The sequence below is a fragment of the Streptosporangium sp. NPDC002721 genome (genome assembly GCF_042888905.1).
Classification (GTDB): domain Bacteria; phylum Actinomycetota; class Actinomycetes; order Streptosporangiales; family Streptosporangiaceae; genus Streptosporangium.
In genome coordinates this window covers 58,679-79,891 of record NZ_JBIAQI010000024.1, presented here as the reverse complement: position 1 = coordinate 79,891, position 21,213 = coordinate 58,679, and the positions used below count along the sequence as shown (strand labels likewise).

The following is a 21,213-nucleotide window of genomic DNA, read 5'->3' as shown; positions in this document are numbered from 1 at the left end:
GAAACCGCGCCACCGGGGCCGGCACCCGCACGTACCGTCAGGCACTATCTGCGCCCGCTCACCACCAGCGCGCTGCCGCCGCCGCGGCGGGTCGGCTCCGCCACCGCCTGGAGCCTCCCGTTCCGCAGGAACTCGACCGCCGTGGCCGCGCCGATCTCGGGGTTCAGCACGAGGCTGTGGCCCCGCGCGGTGAGCTCGGCGCCGTAGCGGTCGATGAAGCCCTGCTCGGCCTGGGTCTGGGCGGTGTTGCGCTGGGTGGCCCGGGGCGCGGCGAGCGCCTCGGGGAGCGACATGCCGAGGTCCCAGCGGTTGACCAGGATCTGCAGCACGGTGGTGATGATCGTCGAGCCGCCGGGGGAACCCAGCGCGAGCAGCGGCCTGCCGTCGTCCAGGACGATCGTCGGCGCCATCGAGGAGCGGGGCCGCTTGCCCGGCGCGGGCAGGTTCGGGTCGCCGGGAGCCGGGCCGAAGGTGAAGTCGGTCAGCTCGTTGTTGAGCAGGAAGCCCCGGCCGGGGACGACGATGCCGTTGCCGCCGGTCGACTCGATGGTGATGTTGTAGGCGACCACGTTGCCCCACCGGTCCGTGACCACCAGGTGGGTCGTCTCCGGCCCCTCGGGAGCCGAAGGGGTGGCCTCCGCCGGGGGCGCGGGCGCGCACGGCCCGTACGTCCCGTCGGGGTTGCCCGGCGCGGCCGGGCTCGTCAGCGCCCGCTCCCCGATCAGGCAGGCGCGCTCCTTGGCGAACCCGTCGGACAGCAGCTCCTTGAGCGGGACGCCCGGGATGTCGCCCACGTACCTGCCCCGGTCGGCGAAGGAGAGCCTGGACGCCTCCAGGTACTCGTGCTCGCCGACCTTCGGCAGGGCCTCAAGGATGTTGAGCGCCTCGCCGACCGTCGATCCCCCCGAGGACGGCGGCGCCATGCCGTACACGTCCATGCCCTTGTACGTCACCTTCGTGGGCGGCCGTTCGAGCGCCCGGTAGGCCTTCAGGTCGGGCAGTTCCATCAGGCCGGGCCGTACGTTGCGGGTGGAGCCCGGGGTGACCGGCGGCTTCTTGACGGTGGCCACGATCTCGGCGCCGAGGGAGCCGCCGTACAGCCACTCGCCTCCCTGCCTGCCGAGCCTGCGGTAGGTGTCGGCCAGCTCGGGGTTGCGGAAGGTGGAGCCGACCGGCGGCGGGGCACCGCCCGGCAGGTAGAGCTTGGCGGTGGAGGTGAAGTCCTTGAAACGGGCGGCGTTGGCGGCGGTCTGGTCGTAGAAGGTCTGGTCGACCTTGAACCCCTTGGAGGCGACCTCGACCGCGGGCCTGAGCGCCTGGCGCAGCGAGAGCGTGCCGAACCTGCGCAGCGCCAGCTCCCACTGGGCCACGCTGCCGGGCACCCCCGCGGACAGCCCGCTGGTCACGGCCTCCTCGAACGGGATGCCCTCCAGCGAGGACGGCCCCATCGCCTTCGGCGCGGTCTCCCGGCCGTCGATCGTGTGGACCTTCTTGCGGCGCGCGTCGTAGTAGACGATGAACCCGCCCCCGGCCAGCCCGGCCGAGTAGGGCTCGGTCACGCCCAGGACGGCCGCGGCGGCGACCGCCGCGTCGACGGCGTTGCCGCCCTGGCGCAGCACGCCCAGCGCGGCCTCGCTGGCGTCGAGGTCGACGGTCGAGACCGCGCCCCCGTACCCCTCCGCGACGGGTTTCTTCTCCGCCCCCGGCCACGCCTGTGACGCCTGCGGAGATGCGGCGGCGGGTTGGACGAGCAGTAAGGAACTTCCCACCAGGATCCCCGCCAGGGGGGTGGCGAATCGACGATTGATCATGAGACCTCCCGCAGACAGCTTGACTCAGCCCGTGAGCCTTGTCAGCCCTTTCCCTACCGCGGGGGATGTAGTACCACATGCCTCACGAGACGGACGCGCTTCTGCGGCGGGCGCACGTACAGTGCTGAACGTGCACGCCAAACCCCGCTGGGCCGAGGTCCTGCTCCCGCTGTTCGCGGGGGTCTTCCAGGGCGTGGGCACCCGCGGCGTGCAGTGGTGGCAGGTCCACGACCCCGGCATGCTCAGGGTCCCGCTCGACCTTCTGGGCTGCGCGCTCCTGCTGGCCGGACCCCTGGCTCTGATCGTACGCCGCCGCCACCCTGTGCTCTGCCTGGCGGTCGCGGCGGGCTCGACCGTGGTCTTCATCGCCCTTGGCCACCCCTACGGCCCGGTCTTCCTCAGCCCGATCGTCGCGCTCCACACCGCCGTGGCGGGCGGCCACCGGCGGGTGGCCTGGTCGATATGGGGCCTGGCCTACGTGTTCTTCGTGGTCTACACGTCCTGGTTCGCCCCCGTCCGGACGGCCGGGTGGTTCCACGACCTCGCACTGGCCGCGCTGATGGGCCTGATCCTGGTGGTGGCGGAGTTCTCGCGGGCCAGGAGGGAGCGGCAGGCCGAGCGCGAACGGGGCAAGGAGGAGGAGGTGCGGCGGCAGGCCAGCGAGGAGCGGCTGACCATGGCCCAGGAGCTGCACGACGTGCTCGCGCACAACATCTCCCTCATCCACGTGCAGGCGTCCACGGCGCTGCACCTCATCGACGACCACCCCGAGCAGGCGCGGACCGCGCTCACCACGATCAAGCAGGCGTCCAAGGACGTGCTGACCGAGATGCGGTCGGTGCTCAACGTCCTGCGCGACGGCGCGCCCCGCTCCCCCACCGCCGGGCTGGACCGGCTCGACGAGCTCATCGAGCGCAGCGGGCTGCCGGTCACCAAGGAGATCGTCGGCGAGGCGGGGCCGCTGCCTCCCGGCGTCGACCGGGCCGGGTACCGCATCGTGCAGGAGGCCCTCACCAACGTCACCCGGCACGCCCCCGGCGCGTCGGTCACGGTCGTGCTCGGCTACGAGCCCCACGCGCTGACCGTCCAGGTCACCGACTCCGGGGGCGACGCCCCCGGGGAGAGCCTGGGCGGCGGGAACGGCGTCCCGGGCATGCGGGAGCGGGCTGCGGCCCTGGGGGGAACGCTGACCGCCGCCCACCACGGCCGGGGCTTCCGCGTCGAGGCCCGGCTGCCGATCCCGGAGGAACCCCGATGATCAGGATTGTCCTCGCCGACGACCAGGCCCTCGTCAGGGCCGGGTTCCGTGCCCTGCTGGACGCGCAGCCGGGGATGACCGTGGTGGGCGAGGCCGCCGACGGGGCGCAGGCCCTGCGGCTGGCCGCCGAGCACGAGCCGGACGTGGTCCTGATGGACATCCGCATGCCCGGCATGGACGGGCTGACCGCCACCCGCGAGATGCCCCCCGGGCCGAGGATCATCATCCTGACGACCTTCGAGCTGGACGAGTACGTCTTCGAGGCCCTGCGCGGCGGCGCCAGCGGCTTCCTGGTCAAGGACACCGAACCGGCCGAGCTCATCCAGGCCGTCCGGGTGGTCGCCGGGGGCGACGCCCTGCTCTCCCCCGGCGTGACCCGCCGCCTGATCTCCGAGTACGCGAGCCGCGCCAAGGAGCCGCGCCACACCCGCGACCTCGGCCTGCTCACCGACCGCGAGCGCGAGGTCCTCACCCTGGTCGGCACCGGCATGACCAACGACGAGATCGCGGGCGCGCTCTTCATGAGCCCCGCCACCGCCAAGACCCACGTCAGCCGGACCATGACCAAACTCCACGCCCGCGACCGCGCCCAGCTGGTCGTCATCGCCTACGAATCCGGCCTCGTCCGCCCCGGCTGGATCTGACCCCGCCGCCCTTCCGCGAGAACCCCGCGCCTCACTTCCCCCCTGGAATACTCACCGTGTTCAAGCCGGAACGGAGAGGCACATGACCATGGAGACAGCACCACGGCCGCGCCACGCGGATCTGAGGCCCTCCCCCGCAACCGCGTCCCGTCGTCTGCCGCACACGCCACGCGAACTCTTCGACGCCCTCCCGTCCCTTCCGGGACTGCGAGCCGAGGTGATCGGCGAAAGGTTGGTGGTGAGCCCGCTGGGCACCCCGGAACACGCCCGAACGGCGATGCGCCTCTTCTCCGAACTCCATCATCCGATCGCGGACGGCGACCTGAACGCGTACACGAGCAACGTCGCGGTCCGCGTCGACGGCTCCCACGATTCGGTCGTTCCCGACTTCGTCCTGGCGCTCGCCAGCTGCCCTCGCCGGGGCACCCGCGAGCTGCTCTCCTCCGGTCTCCTCATGGTCGCCGAGATCGTGTCCCCGGGCAGCACCGTCGACGACCGCGACCGCAAGCCCGCCATCTACGCCTCCGGCGGGGTCCCCGTGATGCTCCTCGTCGATCCCGTGGCCGCGCCCGCCACCGTGACGGTTCTCAGCGACCCCAAGGAGGGCGATTACCGGACCTCCACCCGGGTCGAGATGGGTTCGTCCCTCCACCTCCCCGAGCCGATCGACTTCACCCTCGACACCTCGATCTTCACGGACACCCGGACCACGCCGTAGCGGGTGAGGGGCGAGGTGGCGTGCAGCCCGGGCGCGAACCCGCCGGGACAGCTGGACATCCGGTAAGGACAGCGTGAGCGCTCGGTAAGGAAATGTCACCTTCAGTCCCCCTTCGGCGAGCTTACGTTTGGTCCGTGGGGATCTGGATGGTCACCGGGGACGTCCGCTGAGCGCGGGACCGGCCGCGCTGTTCGCCGGGGGGCTCGCCGCGGGACTGGTCGCGGGTACGGCCTCGTGCGCGGCCGTGCAGGGCGGCCTGCTCACCGGCCTCACCTCCCGCGGCCGCTCGCCCCGCTGCGGTGGGCGCGACAGGACCAGCGGGACCGGGGCGGGCCCTTCGGGTTCCACTGTCGTCGCGCTGTTCCTCGCCGGGCGCCTCGCCTCCCACCTGGCGGCCGGGGCCCTGCTCGGGCTGGCCGGGTCCGCGGTGCGGCTGGGTCCCCAGGCCAGGGCGGCGCTGCTCGTCGTGGCCGGGATCGCGGTCGTGTTCTTCGGGCTCCGCATGTTCGGCCGCGGGCCGGAGGACGGATGCCGTCCGGACACCCCGTCGAGCGGGCGCGCGTCCCCGCGCGGCGGCCTGTCCGGGATCGCCGCTCCCGTGCCCAGGGCGCTGGCGCTCGGTGCCGCGACGATCCTGCTGCCGTGCGGGGTGACGCTCAGCACCGAGATGGTCGCGGTCTCCAGCGGGTCGGCGCTGGGCGGGGCCGCGGTGATGGCGGGGTTCGTGGTGGGGACGGCTCCCGTGTTCGCCCTGCTGGGGCTGGCCCTGCGGCGGGCCGCGACGACCAGGCTGGCGGCGCTGGCGGGGGTCGTCGCGCTGGCGACGGGCCTGTGGACGATCTCCTCGGGGCTGAGTCTCGGGGGATGGCTCCCCGGATCCGGCGGCCCGGCGATGGCCGCGGCCGATCTCACCGAAGCGACCGGCCCCGCGGGAGCGGCCGGTCTCACGGGAACGACTGGCCCGGCAGGAGCGGCCGGCCCGGCGGGAGCGGCCGTACGCTCCGGCGGCGTCCAGCGGATCGAGGTGCGGGCCACCGACCACGGTTACCGGCCGGGCGTGGTGACCGTCCGCGCGGGGGTTCCCACCGAACTCGTCTTCCGCCTCGAGGGCGTCCCCGGCTGCACGCGGACGGTCACGATCGACGGCCGCGACGTGACGCTGCCCGCCACCGTACGGCTGGGCGCGCGAGAGGCGGGCTCCCTGCGTTACGCCTGCTCGATGGGCATGTACGTGGGGTTCGTGCGCTTCGTCTGAGCGCCGGGGGCCGGGCACCGGGAGATCGGCCCGGACATGGGAGGCGGATCGGCGGCCGTACCGGAGGACGGAAGTTATGATTACCCTCCGACACCGAGCGGTTACATGAAACCCTGTGATCCGTCGGCTGCGCGACGTCGGCGAGGAGGGTGACATGGGGTGGTGGCCTGAGGACCCGGAGGCGACCGCGGGGCTGGTGCCCACTCCCCGGAGCACCGAGCACGAGAACGACACGGACGGCGAGACGACGCTGCTGCTCGCCGCGCACGGCGGTGACGTCCAGGCCGCCCACCAGCTGGGCCGCCACTTCGCGCAGCGGGGCGACCGCTCGGCGGCACGGCACTGGTGGGAGCGCGCGGCGGCGGCGGGAAACCTCGACAGCGCCTACAACCTGGGCGTCTGGCACGAGAAGCACGGCACCCCCGCCGAGGCCGCGAGGTGGTATGAGCTGGCGGCGAACGCCGGGGACGTCGAGGCCGCGGTGAACCTGGCGACCCTCCTGCTGGACCAGCACGGCGACGTCCCCGCCGCCCGGCGGTGGTTCGAGACGGCGGCCAGGGCGGGCTCCCGCGCGGCGACCAGGCGGCTCGCGCTGCTCTGCGAGGACAACGGCGAGGCGAAGGCCGCCGGGGAGTGGCACCGCAGGGCCGCGACGGACGGCGACCTGGCCTCGGCCCACGACCTCGGATTCCTCGCCTACGCCTCCGGCGAGGAGGACGAGACGTTGCGCTGGTGGGAGCTGGCCGCCCGTGGCGGCCATGCCGACGCGGCCTACCATCTGGGGCTGTTCCTGCAGGCCAACCGGGATCCCGAGGGGGCGGAGGCGTTCTTCCGCCTGGCCGCCAGGAACGAGCACCCCGGCGCCGCGTCCCAGCTCGGCGGGATCGCGCTCTCCCTCGGCGACCTGCGCACCGCGCGCGCCTGGTTCGAGCGGGCCGCCTGCACCGGCAGGATCGACGACCAGCGGACGGCCGGGTTCGTGTGCGTGGAGATGAGCGACGCGCGGGGGGCCGGCCACTGGTTCGGCCGGGCCGCGGCGGGCGGCGACCCGGAGGCCGCCTTCAATTTCGGCCTGCTGCTCATCGCCGAGCACAGCGACCTGCAGGGCGGGCAGCACTGGTTCCGCCAGGCGGCACAGGCCGGGCACCACCGGGCCGCGGTCGAGCTCGCCGCGCTGCTGTCGGCGGCGGGCTTCTCCCGCGAGGCGGAGCGGTGGCTCGCCGACCCCCCCTCTCCCCCGTGGGGCCGGACCACCGAGCCCGAGCTCGTCGCCCGCGCCGAGCTGGCGGTGGCCGCCGTCGCCCGGCGAGGTGGCGCGCCCCTGAGGATCGCCGACCTGACCGAGATCCTCGGCACCTGGGATCTCGTCACCCGGCCGCTGCGCGACCACACCGACGTCACCGCGTGGCTGACCGAGCGGAGCGGGCTGCCGTCGGGCGCGATCGAGCACCTGGCGTCCGTACGGGCCACGCTGTTGCGTCCCGGCGGCGCCCCCTGGCCGACCCCGGTGGAGATCGAGCACGTCCTGGTCACCGCCCGCGCCCTGCGTTCCGGCCTGTCGCCGTGACCGGCGCCGCCCGCCGCCGGAAACCGTCCGCGGCCCCGCGCCGGTGAGGCACGGGGCCGCGGATCCCCGCTCAGGCGGTCGGACGGCCCAAGTGGTCGGACGGTTCAGGCGGTTCAGACGGCTCAGACGGCTCAGGCCGCGATGACCTCGGAGACCGGCACGTACGGCAGGTCGAGGGCGATGGCGACCTGCTCGTTGGTGAGCCGTCCCGCGTGGGTGTTGAGGCCCAGCGCGAGGGAGGCGTCCCCCTGGAGGGCGGCCTTCCAGCCGAGACCGGCCAGCTTGACCGCGTAGGGCAGCGTGGCGTTGGTCAGCGCGTAGGTGGAGGTGTTGGCGACGGACCCGGGCATGTTGGCCACGCAGTAGAAGATCGAGTTGTGGACCTGGTAGGTCGGCTCGGCGTGCGTGGTCGGACGGGAGTCCTCGAAGCAGCCGCCCTGGTCGATGGCGATGTCGACGAGCACGGAGCCCGGCTTCATCCGGGAGACCAGCTCGTTGGAGACCAGGGTCGGGGCCTTGGCCCCGGGGATCAGCACGGCGCCGATGACCAGGTCGGCCTCCAGGACCTCCTTCTCGATCGCGTACGAGGTCGAGACGAGGGTCTTGAGACGGCCCTGGTAGATGGCGTCGACGAAGCGCAGGCGGTCGATGTTGAGGTCGAGGACGGTGACGTCCGCGCCCATGCCGACCGCGATCTGCGCGGCGTTGAGCCCGGAGACGCCCGCGCCGATGACGACGACCTTGGCGGGGGCCACGCCGGGCACGCCGCCGGGCAGCACGCCGCGCCCGCCGTTGAAGCGCATGAGGTTGTAGGCGCCGACCTGCGGGGCCAGCCGGCCCGCGACCTCGGACATCGGGGCGAGCAGCGGCAGGGTGTTGCCGACCTGGACGGTCTCGTACGCGATGCCGGTGACCTGACGGTCGAGGAGGGCGGCGGTGCACTCGCGGCCGGCCGCGAGGTGCAGGTAGGTGAAGAGCACCTGGCCGGGGCGCATGCGGTGGTACTCCTCCGCGATGGGCTCCTTCACCTTGAGGATCATCTCGGCCTGGTCCCACACCTCGTCGGCGCTGTCGAGGATCTTGGCCCCGGCGAAGAGGTACTCCTCGTCGGTGAGGTGCGAGCCGAGGCCCGCGTCACGCTGGACGTAGACGTCGTGGCCGTGACGGACGAGCTCGTGCACGCCGGCCGGGGTCGCGGCGACGCGGTACTCGTGGTTCTTGACCTCGGCAGGCACGCCGATCTTCATGGGATTTCCTTTCGTTGTTTCGACGGAGTGGCACAGCGAGGCTTCTGTGGGTGCGGTGCGCGCCCACTCCGGCGGACCTGGCGCCGAGCGGGCACGCGGCGGGGGTACGGCGAGGAGTGCGGCGTCCCGCCGGGCCCGCGAACGGCGGCACGGGGGCGGGAGGACCGGACCGACGCGACCGCCGGTGGGTAGGACACGTCTCTCCGGACCGACGCGACCGCCGGTGAGTACGACACGTCTCTCCGGACCGACGCGACCGCCGGTGAGTACGACGCGCCTCTCCGGGCCGCCCGTGGCGGTCCGGAGGGGGCGCGGCCGTGCGCGCTCAGAGGCGGCTCCATGCCTCCGTCAACACCGAGCGGAGGATGGACTCGATCTCGTCGAACTCCTTGGGACCGCAGATGAGCGGCGGGGCGAGCTGGATGACCGGGTCGCCCCGGTCGTCGGCGCGGCAGTACAGGCCCGCCTCGTAAAGAGCGCCGGAGAGGAAGTTCCTGATGAGGCGCTCGGACTCCTCCGTGTCGAAGGTCTCCTTGGTGGCCTTGTCCTTGACGAGCTCGATGCCCCAGAAGTAGCCGGAGCCGCGCACGTCGCCGACGATGGGCAGGTCGCGGAGCTTCTCCAGGGTGGAGCGGAAGACCGGCTCGTTGCGGGTGACGTGGCCGAGCAGGTCCTCCCGCTCGAACAGGTCGAGGTTGGCCAGCGCGACGGCCGAGGACACCGGGTGGCCGCCGAAGGTGTAGCCGTGGGCGAACATCTCGGTGCCGTTCTTGAACGGCTCGAAGAGGCGCTCGGAGGCGATCATGGCCCCGATCGGCGAGTAGCCGCTGGTCATGCCCTTGGCGCAGGTGATGATGTCGGGGACGTAGTCGAACTTCTGCCCGCCGAACATGGTGCCGAGGCGGCCGAAGGCGCAGATGACCTCGTCCGAGACGAGCAGGACGTCGTACTCGTCGCAGATCTCGCGCAGGCGCTTGAAGTATCCGGGGGGCGGCGGGAAGCAGCCGCCCGCGTTCTGCACCGGCTCGACGAAGACGGCGGCCACGGTGTCGGGGCCCTCCATCTCGATGGCGCGGGCGACGCGCTCGGCGGCCCAGTAGCCGTACTGCTCGGGCGTCATGCCCGGTACGCCGGTGATCTCGTCGGCGCGGTAGTGGTTGGTGTTGGGCACCCTGACGGAACCCGGGACCAGCGGCTCGAACATCTGCTTGAAGGCCGGGATGCCGGTGATCGACAGGGCGCCCTGCGGGGTGCCGTGGTAGGCGATCTGGCGGCTGATGACCTTGTGCTTGAGCGGCTTGCCAGTGATCTTGAAGTACTGCTTGGCGAGCTTCCACGCGCTCTCGACGGCCTCGCCGCCGCCGGTGGTGAAGAAGACGCGGTTGAGGTCGCCGGGGGTCTCGGCGGCGAGACGCTGGGCCAGCTCGACGGCCTTGGGGTGCGCGTACGACCACAGCGGGAAGAACGCCAGCTCCTGGGCCTGCTTGGCGGCGGCCTCGGCCAGCTCGCTGCGGCCGTGACCCGCCTGGACCACGAAGAGCCCGGCGAGGCCGTCGAGGTAGCGCTTGCCGTGCACGTCGTAGATGTAGGAGCCCTCACCCCGCACGATGATCGGCACCTCGGCGCCCTCGTACGAGCTGTGCCGGGTGAAGTGCATCCACAGGTTGTCCTGCGCGGCCTTCATGAGCGAGGTCACGTCGGTGTTTTCAGGGTGCGTCATCACGATCTTCCCTCGTTGAGCTGAGCTTCCAACAGTCTGCCTGCCAGAACAGCTCTTGCCAAGTGAAAACGTGGCATTAAAGTACGAGAACCTCGGAATCCGCAAAACCCACATGCAACAACGACGAAATCCGCGATCAGCCGAGAAGAGCGCCGGATCATTGCCCAAACCCCGGTTCCACTTGGCGGAACCCTGATGTGCCGGAACCGTGCGCGAGAGCGGCCGTACCTGCGGTTGTGATCCAATAGGACGCACCAGATATTGAGATGCGGGGGAAAGTCGTGACTCCTGACGAGATCGAGAACGCCGTCACCGCCGGTATGCCCCAGGCGGTGGCGGACCTCAAAAGGCTCGTCGCCATCCCCTCGGTGGCCTTCCCCGGCCATCCCGAGGAGCCCGTGCACGCGGCCGCCGCGGTGACCGAGGAGCTGCTGCGGAGCACCGGCCTGCCGCGCGTCCAGCAGATCCCCGTCGAGGGCAGCTTCCCGGCGGTCTACGCCGAGGCCCCCGCCCCGCCCGGCGCGCCGACCGTGCTCCTGTACGCCCACTACGACGTGCAGCCCACCGGCGACCTCGCGCTCTGGCGCACCCCGCCCTTCGAGCCGACGGAGATCGACGGCGCGATCCACGGCCGCGGCGCGGCCGACGACAAGTCGGGCGTCATCTCCCACGTCGCGGCGCTGCGCGCCTTCCAGGGACGCTTCCCGGTCGGCGTCAAGGTGATCGTCGAGGGCCAGGAGGAGTACGCCGGCGAGCGCCTGGAGTCCTTCGTCGAGCACAACCCCGAGCTGTTCCGCGCCGACGCGATCGTGGTCGCCGACACCGGCAACCCCCGGGTGGGCGACCCGGCGGTGACGACCTCGCTGCGCGGCATGGGCGCCTTCACCGTCGAGGTCCGCACCCTCAAGGAGTCGCTGCACAGTGGCTCGTTCGGCGGCGCCGCCCCCGACGCCCTCGCGGCGCTGATCCGGATGCTGGCCGCCCTGCACGACGACCACGGCGACATCCGCGTCCCCGGCCTGCCGCGCGGCAGCTTCCTGGGCTCCGGTCCCTCCGAGGAGGACTTCCGCGCCACCGCGGGCATCCTCGACGGCGTCTCCACGATCGGCTCCGGCTCGCTGGCCGACCGGCTGTGGGCCTCGTACGCGATCACGGTCACCGGCCTGGACGTGCCGACGGTCTCCGGTGCGATCAACGCCGTCCAGGCCGTCGCCAGGGCCCGGGTGACCGTCCGGGTGCCCCCGGCCGGCGACCCGAAGACCACCGTCGAGGCCGTCGTCGACTTCCTGCGGCAGGTCGCCCCCTGGGGTGTCCAGGTCGAGGTGAGCGACCACACCATGGGCTCCGGCTACCTGGCCGACACCGGCGGCGCGGCCCGTTCCGCGCTGAACCGGGCGATGGAGCGCGCCTTCGGCCGTCCCCCGCGCGACGTCGGCGCCGGCGGCTCGATCCCGCTCGTCTCCACCTTCGTCAGGCAGTTCCCCGCCGCCACGATCCTGCTCTTCGGCGCCGAGGACGACGACGCGGCGATCCACGCCCCCAACGAGCGGGTGAACATCGAGGAGCTGCGCCGCACCGCCACCGCCGAGGCGCTCTTCCTCCAGGAGTACGGCTCCGCGGCGTTCTGACGGCCGGACCCGGCACGTCCCCGGGCACGGCGGGCCCCCGGACCAGCGGGGGCCGCCGGGCGCGAAAGCGGCGGTGTGCGGTCGAATGCCGGCACACTTCCGTCGCAACGCTGCGTGACCGCCCCCTGACAGTGAAAACTGGAGGAGACAAGCGGATCCTCACTTCCGTGAGGTGCCACGTGAACGAAGTCCCACCCTGGGCCGCCCGCCTGCGAGCCGAGCGCCGTAGCCGCTGCTGGTCCCAGAGGGAGATGGCCAAGCAGCTGGCCGAGGCAGCAGACGATCGTGTCCGTGCCCAGCTGCCCATCCGGGAGTCCTTGGTCCGGAGCCTCAAAACCTGGGAGTCGGGGAGGCACCGTCCGCGCGATCCCTATCCCCAGCTGTTCGCGCGAGCGTTCGGCATCGCGGAGACCGTCCTGTTCGACGACGGCGGGACACAGAGTCCCGGATCGGCCCGTGCGGGGCAGCGGGGACCGGCAACCGTCCGCGTGCAGGCGTTCTCCAATGACCAGTTCGCGGAGTTGGTGGAGCATCTCCATGATCAGTGGCACCTGCTGGTCAAACGGGACAATCTTTTGGGGCCGCAACACGCTCTGATCGCCGTGCATGACCAGCTGGCCATCCTGGAATCGCTCCTGGGAGCGGCACGCGGGAGTGTCCGGCTCGACGTGCTCAGGCTGGCGGCCAAGTACGCCGAATCGGCGGCATGGCTGCACGAGGACGCGGGAGATCTGGATCAGGCCCGCCATTGGACCGACCGCGCGACGGCCTGGGCCCACGAAGCCGATGACCACTTGATGCTCGCCTGGACGATGTTCCGTCGGAGCCAGCAGGCGATGGTCGAACGGCATCCCGGTGAAGTGATCGGTCTGGCGATCGCCGCCCGTCGCGAGGCCGATCGGCTGCCCGCCCCCATGCGAGCCGCCATCCTTCAACAGGAAGCCCACGGACACGCCTTGGACGGTGCGGAGACGTCCTGCCACTCGATGTTGGACAGAGCGCAATCGCACGCGGCGGCGATCAACGACGACGGCGATGCCCGTGGCGGGCATGGCTCGTTCTGCTCGGTCGCCTACATCGAGATCCAACGAGCCCGCTGCTGGCTTCGGCTCAGGCAACCGTCCCGAGCCGTGGCCGCCTACGAGGCCGCCCTACCCATGCTGCCACCGGTGTACCGCCGCGACCGGGGCATGGCTCTGGCGGGGATGGCCGCCGCCTACGCCGCCACCCGCGAACCGGAGAAGGCGGTCGCCGTGGCGGAGGAGGCGTTGGAGATCGCCAGGAGTGCCGGGTCGACTAGGATCTTGAATGTGGTCAAGTCAGTCGACCGGTCACTGAAATCGCATCACACACTTCCCGCCGTCACCAGGTTCCAGGCCGCGCTGCACGCCGATCCGGCGGTCTGATGGCCTCCCCCTCCGAGATCCGGGCGATGCGGCGCGCCATCGCCCTGTCAGCCCACGGACTGGGCACCACCAGCCCCAATCCACCGGTCGGCTGCGTCATCCTGGACGCGCGGGGTCACCCCGTCGGTGAGGGGTACCACCGCCGCAAGGGCGAGGCGCACGCCGAGGGGAACGCCCTGCGCGCGGCCGGTGTCGCGGCCCGGGGCGGTACGGCCGTCGTCACGCTGGAACCCTGCAACCACGTGGGACGCGCGCCCGCGTGCAGACAGTTGCTCATCGAGGCGGGGATCGCCCGCGCGGTCGTCGCCCTGATCGACCCGACGTCCCGGGACGAGGGCGGGGTGACCGCGCTGCGGAACGCGGGAGTCGATGTCGAGACCGGCGTACTGGCCGATGAGGCCCGGCTCGTGCTCGGCCCCTGGCTCGGCGCGCTGCGTCTGGGCAGGCCGGTTGTCACGTGGGCGTACGTCACCGATGACACCGGGACTTCCGGCGCGCTGGAACGGGTTTCCGCCGCCGGTCAGCTCAGGATTGGCGCCGATGCGGTCCTCCGCGTGGACGGACACCTTGAGGAAGGCGTACCGGATGCTCACGGCGCGGGCGTCCTGCGCGTTCCGCCGCACCTGCCAGTTCTCGACCCGGCGAGCACATTACGGGCGCTGTACGCGGACGGAATCCGCTTCCTGCTGCTCGACGTGGGTCCGGATCTCGCCGGGCCGTTCGTCGCCGCCGGACTCGTCGATCACGTCGTCGCCTACCTCCCGGACGAGCCGTCTCCTTCCCGCGTTCCGATGGGCGGGAAATCTTCGGTGGTTCCCGCCGACTTCCGCATCGCCAGGATCGAGCGTGTGGCGGGGCACGTACGCGTACATGCGACTAGGTTCAATACCACGGTCGAACACCTGTGACGTGCTACCCCGGCCGTATCCTCCGGGGCACATCACGCGGTGGTCCTTCTGGCGTGGCCCGGCTCACACCGGGTCGACGAAGACCAGGGGCAGCTTGAGCCACATGTCGACGCTCACCTTGCCGCAGGCTCCCGGACTGCACCAGGAGTCGCAGTTCGCCCAGGCGCCGATCGTGACCGTGTAGGGACGGCCGGCCTCCATCAGGAAGCCCACCTTGAGGTCGGAGGGCGCGTAGCCCCCGTCCCAGCTCTCGATGGGGGCCCCGCCGCTGATGCTCCCGTTGGCGATCTGCGTGGTGGAGAAGCCGACGACCGGGTTCCCGTCCTGCCAGACCCCCATCTCCAGCCCCCAGCGGAACCACGCCTCCCCGTCGCCCCAGAAACTCGTCGGCCCCTCCAGCCGGGTCTGGTACTCGTACCTCATGAAGGGCCGCACCTCGACCGTGGTGGCGGTCGGCGCCTGGAGGACGAGGTTGAAGCCGTACGCCCCGTAGGCGTAGTCGGGTTCCCCGTCGATGGACTGCACCCTGAGGGCGTACTCGTCGGCCGGCTCGTGGCCGTACACGAGGGAGCCCCACGTGTTTCCGATGTCCCAGTATCCGTACGACTGCCCGGTGAAGACCAGTGTCTCCCCGCCCGGCACGATCTCCGAGCCGGCCATCGCGTCGAACGACGACCAGGACGCGTGTCGCCTCTCCGACGGTGAGGCGAGGTCGTGCGGTGAGGAGGCGGAGTCGTCCGGCGAGGCCGCCTCGCGGGCGGCGACGAGGCTCCGGGCCGCCTCCCGTCCGGCCTCGTCCTGGGTGACCAGCCGCTGGAGGGTCTCCCCGATCGTCCTTCGCGCGGCCTTGCTCGACGCCGCCCGCTCCCGCTGGACCTTCAGCCCGGCCTCGGCCATCTCCTGCCGCGCCAGGGTCGCCTTCCGCGTCTCGGCCTGGACGACCGCCTCGTCGCCGACCTCGGCGATCCCCTGCCGTTTCCGCGCCTCCTTCATGCCAGCCGCCCCTTCCGTCGTCCGGTGCCCGTTTCGAGGACTCCAGCGTCGTCCTGGGGCACCAGGCCGCGCATGAGTACGCCCGTACTCATGCGGTCCCGGCGTGCTCTGGCCCATCCGGCCCCGGCGTGCTCCGGGCCCTCACCGGTCCCCCGCGCCCTCACCGGTTTCCGGTGCCGGAAGCACACCGATTCCGGTGTCCGCGACGAACTCCGGTCGCGGAGAACTCTCGGGGCGATTCGTTCGTCGGATAAGTACAGACATCCCCCCGGGAGGCAGGGTTGTATCAGCAACCACAGCGTCGGCCGAGGAACTTCGCCCCGTTCATCGTCGCCGTCATTCTCGCCGGAGCCCTGATCGTCGCCCTGCGGATCCTCGTCGGCGCGAACGAGCCCGGAACAGGGGCCGCGCAAGAAGTCGACGAACAGTCCAAGGTCTGCGAGAAGGGCGTCACCCTGACCGTCGCCGCCTCGTCGGAGAAGGCCGAGCTGCTCAGGACGATCGCCTCCGGCTACAACGGCAGGTCGGTGGGCGGGCACTGCGCCGACGTCGTCGTCGAGACCAAGGCGAGCGGCGGCGCCATGCAGGCGCTGGCCAGGGGCTGGGACGAGCGCCAGGACGGCCCCCGCCCCGACGTGTGGTCGCCCGCCAGCAGCGGCTGGATCACCCTGCTCCAGCAGCGCGCCGCGGCGAACGACTCCGCCTCCCTGGTCGCCGCCGACAACCCGTCGATCGCCAAGACGCCGCTGGTCGTCGCGATGCCCCTGCCGATGGCCCAGGCGCTGGGGTGGCCGGGCAAGAAGCTCGGCTGGTCCGACCTGCTCGCCGTGTCGGCCGGTTCGTGGGCGAAGTACGGCCACCCCGAATGGGGGCGTTTCAAGCTCGGCAAGACCAACCCCAACTTCTCCACCAGCGGCCTGAACGCCACCGTCGGCGCCTACTTCGCGGCGACCGGCCTGTCCGGCGACCTGTCGGAGAAGAACGTGGCCGACGCGAAGGCCAGGGACTTCGTACGGGACGTGGAACGCTCGATCGTGCACTACGGCGACACGACGCTGACGTTCCTGTCGAACCTCCAGCGGGCCGACGACGCGGGCGCGGGCCTGAGCTACATCTCCGCGGTGGCCGTGGAGGAGAAGTCGGTCTGGGACTACAACCAGGGCAACCCGACCGGTGACCCCGCCACGCTGGGCAAGCACGCCAGGCCCAAGGTGCCGCTGGCGGCGATCTATCCCAAGGAGGGCACGCTCATGTCCGACAACCCGTACGCGGTGCTGGACGCCCCGTGGGTCGACGACGCCAAGCGCGCGGTCGCGGCCGACTTCCTGGCGCACCTCCAGGCTCCGGCGCAGCAGGCCAGGTTCGCCGAGTTCGCCTTCCGCTCGCACGACGGCAGGGCGGGAAAGCTGATCACCCAGGCGAACGGGCTGCTGCCGGCCGAGCCGAGGACGACGCTGAGCCCGCCCGCCCCGAACGTGCTCGACAAGATGCTCACCGGCTGGGCCGACCTGCGCAAACCCGCGAACGTCCTGCTGGTCATGGACGTCTCGGGCTCGATGGGCGCCTCCGTGCCCGGCACCGGCAAGAGCAAGCTCGACCTGGCCAAGCAGGCCGCGATCAACGCGCTGCCCCAGTTCGGCCCGCACGACAAGGTGGGACTGTGGATGTTCTCCACCCAGCGCGACGGCGCGAAGGACCACCTGGAGCTGGCCCCGCTCGCCACCGTCGACGCCGCCCAGCGCGAGAGACTGCGCGCCAGGCTCGACGGCCTCACCCCCGACGGCGGCACCGGCCTGTACGACACCGCGCTCGCGGCCCACGAGCAGGTGCGGAAGCTGGGCGGCGGTGACGCGATCAACGCGGTGGTCTTCCTGACCGACGGCAAGAACGAGGACCCCGACAGCCTCTCCCTGGAGAACCTGCTGCCCGACCTGCGTACCGAACCTGGCCAGGAGACGGTGCGGATGTTCACGATCGCCTACGGCCAGGACGCCGATCTCGGCGTGCTCAAGCAGATCTCCGAGGCGACCACCGCCGCCGCGTACGACTCCCGCGAATCCGGCAGCATCGACCGGGTGTTCACCGCGGTGGTGTCCAACTTCTGATGGCACGCCTCGCCGACGAGCTCAGGGAACCGTGGGGCCTGCTGCTGGGGGCGACCGCGGGCGGCGCCGCGTGGGCCGTCAGCGTGCACCCGGCCGCCGCCGTGTTCGTGGGCGTGGTCGTCTGGCTGTCCAGGGCGGGCGTCGCGACCCTGCAGGACCGCGAGCGCGGCGACGGGCTCGCGGTCACCCCCGGCAGCCCGGAGGAGTACTGGCTGGAACGGGCCGGATCGGCCGCGTACGGCTTCGGCGAGCTGAGCGCCTCGATGGAGCGCGGCCCGCTGGAGCACGGCCCGCTGGCCGGGCGGATCGCGCTGATGCGGCCCCGGATCGACGACTCGACGGCCACGCTGCGGCGGCTGGCCGAGCAGGCCTCGCTCACCGGCGTCGCGCTGGCCAGGTTCGACCTCGACGCTCTCGGGCGCGAGCAGGCCAGGCTGGCGCGGGCCCGCGAGCGGGCGGGGCAGGGCCTGACCCGGGACATCGACCGCGCCCTCGCCTCGCTCGCCTCCCAGCGGGCGGTGGTCGAGCGGCTCACCGCTACCCGGGAACGGGTGCTCGCCCGGATGGAGTCGAGCGCCATCGGCATCGAAGGGCTCCTCGCCCGCCTGGTGGAGCTGTCGGCGGTGTCGGCGAACGGCCCGCTGGAGCCGCTCCGGGTGCTGGACGAGCTCGCCGACACCCTCGAAGGAGTCCGTCAGGGCCTTCACGAGACCGAGCAGATCACGCGCGACGCGCTGGATGGATAGGGAGCCCTCATGTTCAAGGTCGTCCGTCGGGCCTGGCGCTATCTGGTCTTCGCCCTCTCCGGGCGGCTGGACGAGCTGTCCGACCCCCGGGTCCAGATCGAGCAGGCCGTCCAGGAGGCCAAGGAGCGGCACCGGCGGCTGAGCGAGCAGGCCGCGGCGGTGATCGGCAACGAGCGCGAGCTGGAGATGAGGCTCGCCCGCTCCATGGAGGAGACCGAGAGGCTGCAGGCCAACGCCCGCCAGGCCCTCCTGCTGGCCGAGCGGACCCGGGCCGAGGGCGACGAGCGCAAGGCCCTGTCGTACGAGGACTCGGCCCGCGCCTTCGCCTCGCGCCTGGTGGCGGCGGAGGGCGCGCAGCGGGAGTCGCGGCTGGCGCACGAGCGGGCCGCGCGAGCCTCGGCCCAGGCGCGGGCCGCGGTCGAGACCAACGCGATGGCCCTGCAGAAGAAGATCGCCGAGCGGATGCGCCTGCTCTCCCAGCTCGACCAGGCCAAGATGCAGGAGGAGCTCAACAGGGCCATGGGCGACCTGTCCGGCCTCACCCCCGCCGGCGAGACGCCCACCATGGACGAGGTCCGCGACAAGATCGAGAAGCGCTACGCCCGCGCCCTGGGCGAGGCCGAGCTGACCTCCGGCTCCGTGGAGGCCCGGATGATCGAGGTCGAGCGCGCCGCCCTCGACGCCGAGGGCGCCGCCCGCCTGGAGGCCATCAGGAGGAGCCTGGACCCGGAAGGGAAGCCCGAGGTCGGGAAATAAGGGGGGTGGGCCCGGCTCGGTCTCGATGGGGAAGCCGGGCCCCTGATCCCCGCTCACCGGACGGGCGGGGCGCGGGACGACCCTGTTCAGCCCTGTTCAGCCCTGCTCAACGGGATGGCTCCGTTCAGCGGACGGGCAGCTCGTAGACGCGACGGACGCTGGTGGGGGCGGCGCTGAGGTCGGCCCCGTAGATGTGCAGCGAGATGGCCGTCTCGTCACCCGTGTTGTGGACGCGGTGGATGTCACCGGGCGGTGCGAAACCGCTCACCTCACCGGTCTGGTTGGCGGCCCTGCCGATCTCGGTCAGGTGGTCGCCGTGGTCGCGGTAGAGGGTCTCGTACTCCACGCCCTGCAGCACGCCGAACACGCACCACGCGATGTGGTCGTGGATCACGGTCTTCTGTCCGGGCCGCCAGACCACGGCCACGATCGAGAAGTCCTTCTCGGCGTGGAGGGTGTGGCCGACGTAGTGGTCGGGGTCGCCGAGGCGCTCCTCCTCGGTGAGGATCTCGGGGGACGGCAGCCGTTCACGCAGCATCCCGGCTACGGCGAAGGCCGTGCTCCGAGGGTCGGCGGACGGGTCGAGGAGGTGCCGGACCCCCGCGACCAGTTCGGCCAGGCCCGGGCGGGTGAGCGTCAAGGTTGTCATGTCTCAAGGATGCGACGGGGAGATCCATAACGTCTAATGCCCATCTTCCCGGTTATACATAGATAAAGTTAATACATGCTCGATATCGTGCGCCTTCGCGTCCTCGCCTCGGTGTCCCGGCACGGCTCGGTGACCGCGGCGGCCAGGGAGTTGCACTACTCCCAGCCCTCGGTGAGCCACCACCTCGCGAAGCTGGAGGCCGAGACCGGGGCCAAGCTGATCCAGCGGGTCGGCCGGGGCATCCGGCTCACCGAGGCGGGCCGGCTGCTCGCCGAGCGGGCCACCGAGATCATCGGCCGTCTCGACTCCGCGTCCGCGGAACTGTCGGCGCACGTGGGCCTGCGTGCCGGGCGGGTCAGGCTCGCCGCCTTCCCCTCCGCCCTGGGGACGTTCGTGCCGGAGGCCGCCGCCGTCCTCGCCGGGGGGCACCCCGGCCTGGAACTGCGGCTCACCGAGACGGAGCCCCCCGACGCGCTGCGCATGCTCAAGGCCGGCTACGTGGACGTGGCGGTCATCTTCCGCTACGACGACACCGCCCCCGAGGCCGACGGGATCCGGCTGCTCCACCTGATGGACGACCCCAGCTATCTGATCACCGCGGGTCCGGCCGGTGAGCTGACCTCCTATCGCGACTCCCGGTGGATCGGCGGCTGCGACCGGTGCCGGACCCACCTGCTGGAGCTGTGCGCCAGGGCCGGCTTCGAGCCGGAGATCGCCTTCACCACCGACGACGTCGTCGCCGTCCAGGCCCTGGTCGCCGCCGGGATCGGGGTGAGCGCACTGCCGGGGCTCGCCCTGCACGCCCACCGGCACCCGAGGATCAGCACGACCGAGCTTCCCGGCTCGACCCGCCACGTCTACGCCGCCACCTACGGCGAGCCCCCCGACCCCCCGGCCACCACCGCCCTGCTGACCGCCCTCACCTCGGTGACGTCTTCGCGGCCCCTGCCGGTGACATCTTCGCGGCCCCTGGTGGAACACTCGTGATCCTCCCGGCCGGACCCTCGTGACGGCTCGGCCGGACCCTTCCGACGGCTCGGCCGAGCCCTCCTAACCGTTTGACGGCACGGACGCCCCGCCTCGGGCGGGGGCCGTACGGCGGCGAAAATGTGAGGCGCCGGGAAAAGCGGTGAGCCTACGATCCGAACATGCCGGATCTGCCAGCTCTCGCGCTCTTCACCGCGGCGACCCTCGCCCTGCTGCTCGTCCCGGGGCCCGCGGTGCTCTACATCGTGACCCGCAGCGTCGCCCAGGGCCGGTCCGCCGGGCTGGTGTCGGTGCTCGGCATCCACCTCGGCTCGCTGGTCCACGTGGCCGCCGCCGCCCTGGGCATCAGCGCCCTGCTCGCCGCCTCGGCGACCGGGTTCACGATCGTGAAGTATCTCGGTGCCGCCTACCTCGTCTGGCTGGGCGTGCGCAAGCTCATGACCCGTTCGAACGGGGAGGAGTCCTTCGAGCCCCGGATCGACACCAGGTCCCGGATGTTCTGGGAGGGCTTCGTGGTCAACGTGCTCAACCCGAAGACCGCGATCTTCTTCCTCGCCTTCCTGCCGCAGTTCGCCGACCCGGAGGCCGGGCCGATCGCCCCGCAGATCGTGCTGCTCGGCCTGATCTGGACGGTGCTCGGCGTGGCCAGCGACGGCGCCTTCGCCCTGCTCGCCTCGGCCATGGCCGGCCGCCTGCGCCGCTCGGCCCGTGCCCGCCGCCGCCTGGACGTCACCAGCGGTGTCGTCTACCTCGGTCTGGGAGCCGCCGCCGCCCTCAGCGGCGAGCACTCCACGGCCAGGGCCTGAGAACGGGGC

Annotated in this window: 18 protein-coding genes; 13 read left to right on the top strand and 5 right to left on the bottom strand. The window is 71.9% G+C overall.

Features of this window, described 5'->3' with window-relative positions; all coding sequences use genetic code 11:
- Positions 1 to 44: 44 nt before the first annotated feature.
- A complete protein-coding gene (locus ACFYWM_RS31230; protein WP_389920881.1) occupies positions 45 to 1,811 on the bottom strand; it encodes a gamma-glutamyltransferase family protein in 1,767 nt (588 codons plus the stop codon).
- Positions 1,812 to 1,941: 130 nt separating this feature from the next.
- Here ACFYWM_RS31230 and ACFYWM_RS31225 point away from each other — a divergent pair, with 130 nt between their 5' ends.
- The 5 genes from ACFYWM_RS31225 to ACFYWM_RS31205 all read left to right on the top strand — a co-directional run bounded on the left by ACFYWM_RS31225 (position 1,942) and on the right by ACFYWM_RS31205 (position 7,253).
- Positions 1,942 to 3,069, top strand: a complete 1,128-nt coding sequence (locus ACFYWM_RS31225; RefSeq protein ID WP_389920878.1) for a sensor histidine kinase — start codon at positions 1,942 to 1,944, stop codon at positions 3,067 to 3,069.
- Positions 3,066 to 3,713: a response regulator gene (locus ACFYWM_RS31220; protein ID WP_389920875.1), complete on the top strand. Its 648-nt coding sequence runs from the start codon at positions 3,066 to 3,068 to the stop codon at positions 3,711 to 3,713. The genes ACFYWM_RS31225 and ACFYWM_RS31220 overlap by 4 nt, the downstream gene beginning before the upstream one ends.
- 82 nt (positions 3,714 to 3,795) lie before the next feature.
- Positions 3,796 to 4,431 carry a Uma2 family endonuclease gene (locus tag ACFYWM_RS31215; protein ID WP_389920872.1) on the top strand — a complete coding sequence of 212 codons (636 nt, stop codon included), beginning with the start codon at positions 3,796 to 3,798 and terminating at the stop codon, positions 4,429 to 4,431.
- A gap of 127 nt (positions 4,432 to 4,558) precedes the next feature.
- Positions 4,559 to 5,686 carry a sulfite exporter TauE/SafE family protein gene (locus tag ACFYWM_RS31210; protein WP_389920869.1) on the top strand — a complete coding sequence of 376 codons (1,128 nt, stop codon included), beginning with the start codon at positions 4,559 to 4,561 and terminating at the stop codon, positions 5,684 to 5,686.
- Between the two features lie 154 nt (positions 5,687 to 5,840).
- Positions 5,841 to 7,253 (top strand): tetratricopeptide repeat protein, encoded by a 1,413-nt coding sequence (locus ACFYWM_RS31205; RefSeq protein WP_389920866.1) that lies wholly within the window; start codon positions 5,841 to 5,843, stop codon positions 7,251 to 7,253.
- Between the two features lie 131 nt (positions 7,254 to 7,384).
- On the opposite strand, the gene ald is transcribed toward ACFYWM_RS31205, so the two are convergent.
- Both ald and ACFYWM_RS31195 read right to left on the bottom strand, forming a co-directional pair.
- Positions 7,385 to 8,500 (bottom strand): alanine dehydrogenase, encoded by a 1,116-nt coding sequence (ald, locus tag ACFYWM_RS31200; protein WP_389920864.1) that lies wholly within the window; start codon positions 8,498 to 8,500, stop codon positions 7,385 to 7,387.
- Between the two features lie 325 nt (positions 8,501 to 8,825).
- A complete protein-coding gene (locus ACFYWM_RS31195) occupies positions 8,826 to 10,220 on the bottom strand; it encodes an aspartate aminotransferase family protein (protein WP_389920862.1) in 1,395 nt (464 codons plus the stop codon).
- Positions 10,221 to 10,501: 281 nt separating this feature from the next.
- Between ACFYWM_RS31195 and ACFYWM_RS31190 the strand changes: the two genes are divergently transcribed.
- The 3 genes from ACFYWM_RS31190 to ribD all read left to right on the top strand — a co-directional run bounded on the left by ACFYWM_RS31190 (position 10,502) and on the right by ribD (position 14,162).
- Positions 10,502 to 11,848 (top strand): M20/M25/M40 family metallo-hydrolase, encoded by a 1,347-nt coding sequence (locus ACFYWM_RS31190; protein WP_389920860.1) that lies wholly within the window; start codon positions 10,502 to 10,504, stop codon positions 11,846 to 11,848.
- Positions 11,849 to 12,099: 251 nt separating this feature from the next.
- Complete coding sequence (locus ACFYWM_RS31185; protein WP_389920857.1) at positions 12,100 to 13,254, top strand: hypothetical protein; 1,155 nt, start codon at positions 12,100 to 12,102, stop codon at positions 13,252 to 13,254.
- Complete coding sequence (gene ribD / locus ACFYWM_RS31180; RefSeq protein ID WP_389920855.1) at positions 13,254 to 14,162, top strand: bifunctional diaminohydroxyphosphoribosylaminopyrimidine deaminase/5-amino-6-(5-phosphoribosylamino)uracil reductase RibD; 909 nt, start codon at positions 13,254 to 13,256, stop codon at positions 14,160 to 14,162. The genes ACFYWM_RS31185 and ribD overlap by 1 nt, the downstream gene beginning before the upstream one ends.
- 63 nt (positions 14,163 to 14,225) lie before the next feature.
- Here ribD and ACFYWM_RS31175 read toward each other — a convergent pair whose 3' ends face one another.
- On the bottom strand, positions 14,226 to 15,155 hold the full coding sequence (locus ACFYWM_RS31175; RefSeq protein ID WP_389920852.1) for a hypothetical protein: 930 nt from the start codon (positions 15,153 to 15,155) through the stop codon (positions 14,226 to 14,228).
- A gap of 281 nt (positions 15,156 to 15,436) precedes the next feature.
- Between ACFYWM_RS31175 and ACFYWM_RS31170 the strand changes: the two genes are divergently transcribed.
- Genes ACFYWM_RS31170 through ACFYWM_RS31160 form a run of 3 tightly spaced genes read left to right on the top strand, consistent with a single transcriptional unit; the run spans position 15,437 to position 18,762 of the window.
- Positions 15,437 to 17,260 (top strand): extracellular solute-binding protein, encoded by a 1,824-nt coding sequence (locus ACFYWM_RS31170; protein ID WP_389920849.1) that lies wholly within the window; start codon positions 15,437 to 15,439, stop codon positions 17,258 to 17,260.
- The gene (locus ACFYWM_RS31165) at positions 17,260 to 18,006 is read left to right on the top strand and encodes a hypothetical protein (RefSeq protein WP_389920847.1); all 747 of its coding nucleotides are present in this window, start codon (positions 17,260 to 17,262) and stop codon (positions 18,004 to 18,006) included. Before ACFYWM_RS31170 ends, ACFYWM_RS31165 begins: the two co-directional genes overlap by 1 nt.
- Before the next feature lie 9 nt (positions 18,007 to 18,015).
- The gene (locus tag ACFYWM_RS31160; RefSeq protein ID WP_389920844.1) at positions 18,016 to 18,762 is read left to right on the top strand and encodes a PspA/IM30 family protein; all 747 of its coding nucleotides are present in this window, start codon (positions 18,016 to 18,018) and stop codon (positions 18,760 to 18,762) included.
- 124 nt (positions 18,763 to 18,886) lie between these two features.
- Here the strand turns inward: ACFYWM_RS31160 and ACFYWM_RS31155 are convergent, their stop codons facing one another.
- On the bottom strand, positions 18,887 to 19,411 hold the full coding sequence (locus ACFYWM_RS31155; RefSeq protein WP_389920842.1) for a cysteine dioxygenase: 525 nt from the start codon (positions 19,409 to 19,411) through the stop codon (positions 18,887 to 18,889).
- Positions 19,412 to 19,486: 75 nt separating this feature from the next.
- On the opposite strand from ACFYWM_RS31155, the gene ACFYWM_RS31150 reads away from it, so the two are divergent.
- A complete protein-coding gene (locus tag ACFYWM_RS31150) occupies positions 19,487 to 20,398 on the top strand; it encodes a LysR family transcriptional regulator (RefSeq protein WP_389920839.1) in 912 nt (303 codons plus the stop codon).
- 161 nt (positions 20,399 to 20,559) lie between these two features.
- Positions 20,560 to 21,204: a LysE family translocator gene (locus ACFYWM_RS31145; RefSeq protein ID WP_389920837.1), complete on the top strand. Its 645-nt coding sequence runs from the start codon at positions 20,560 to 20,562 to the stop codon at positions 21,202 to 21,204.
- The last annotated feature ends 9 nt before the right edge of the window (positions 21,205 to 21,213 follow it).

Coding starts and splice junctions, on each gene's coding strand:
- ACFYWM_RS31230 (WP_389920881.1), bottom strand. CDS start 1,811: ATGATCAATCGTCGATTCGCCACCCCCCTGGCGGGGATCCTGGTGGGA.
- ACFYWM_RS31220 (WP_389920875.1), top strand. CDS start 3,066: ATGATCAGGATTGTCCTCGCCGACGACCAGGCCCTCGTCAGGGCCGGG.
- ACFYWM_RS31215 (WP_389920872.1), top strand. CDS start 3,796: ATGACCATGGAGACAGCACCACGGCCGCGCCACGCGGATCTGAGGCCC.
- ACFYWM_RS31205 (WP_389920866.1), top strand. CDS start 5,841: ATGGGGTGGTGGCCTGAGGACCCGGAGGCGACCGCGGGGCTGGTGCCC.
- ald (WP_389920864.1), bottom strand. CDS start 8,500: ATGAAGATCGGCGTGCCTGCCGAGGTCAAGAACCACGAGTACCGCGTC.
- ACFYWM_RS31195 (WP_389920862.1), bottom strand. CDS start 10,220: ATGACGCACCCTGAAAACACCGACGTGACCTCGCTCATGAAGGCCGCG.
- ACFYWM_RS31185 (WP_389920857.1), top strand. CDS start 12,100: ATGGCCAAGCAGCTGGCCGAGGCAGCAGACGATCGTGTCCGTGCCCAG.
- ribD (WP_389920855.1), top strand. CDS start 13,254: ATGGCCTCCCCCTCCGAGATCCGGGCGATGCGGCGCGCCATCGCCCTG.
- ACFYWM_RS31175 (WP_389920852.1), bottom strand. CDS start 15,155: ATGAAGGAGGCGCGGAAACGGCAGGGGATCGCCGAGGTCGGCGACGAG.
- ACFYWM_RS31165 (WP_389920847.1), top strand. CDS start 17,260: ATGGCACGCCTCGCCGACGAGCTCAGGGAACCGTGGGGCCTGCTGCTG.
- ACFYWM_RS31160 (WP_389920844.1), top strand. CDS start 18,016: ATGTTCAAGGTCGTCCGTCGGGCCTGGCGCTATCTGGTCTTCGCCCTC.
- ACFYWM_RS31155 (WP_389920842.1), bottom strand. CDS start 19,411: ATGACAACCTTGACGCTCACCCGCCCGGGCCTGGCCGAACTGGTCGCG.
- ACFYWM_RS31150 (WP_389920839.1), top strand. CDS start 19,487: ATGCTCGATATCGTGCGCCTTCGCGTCCTCGCCTCGGTGTCCCGGCAC.
- ACFYWM_RS31145 (WP_389920837.1), top strand. CDS start 20,560: ATGCCGGATCTGCCAGCTCTCGCGCTCTTCACCGCGGCGACCCTCGCC.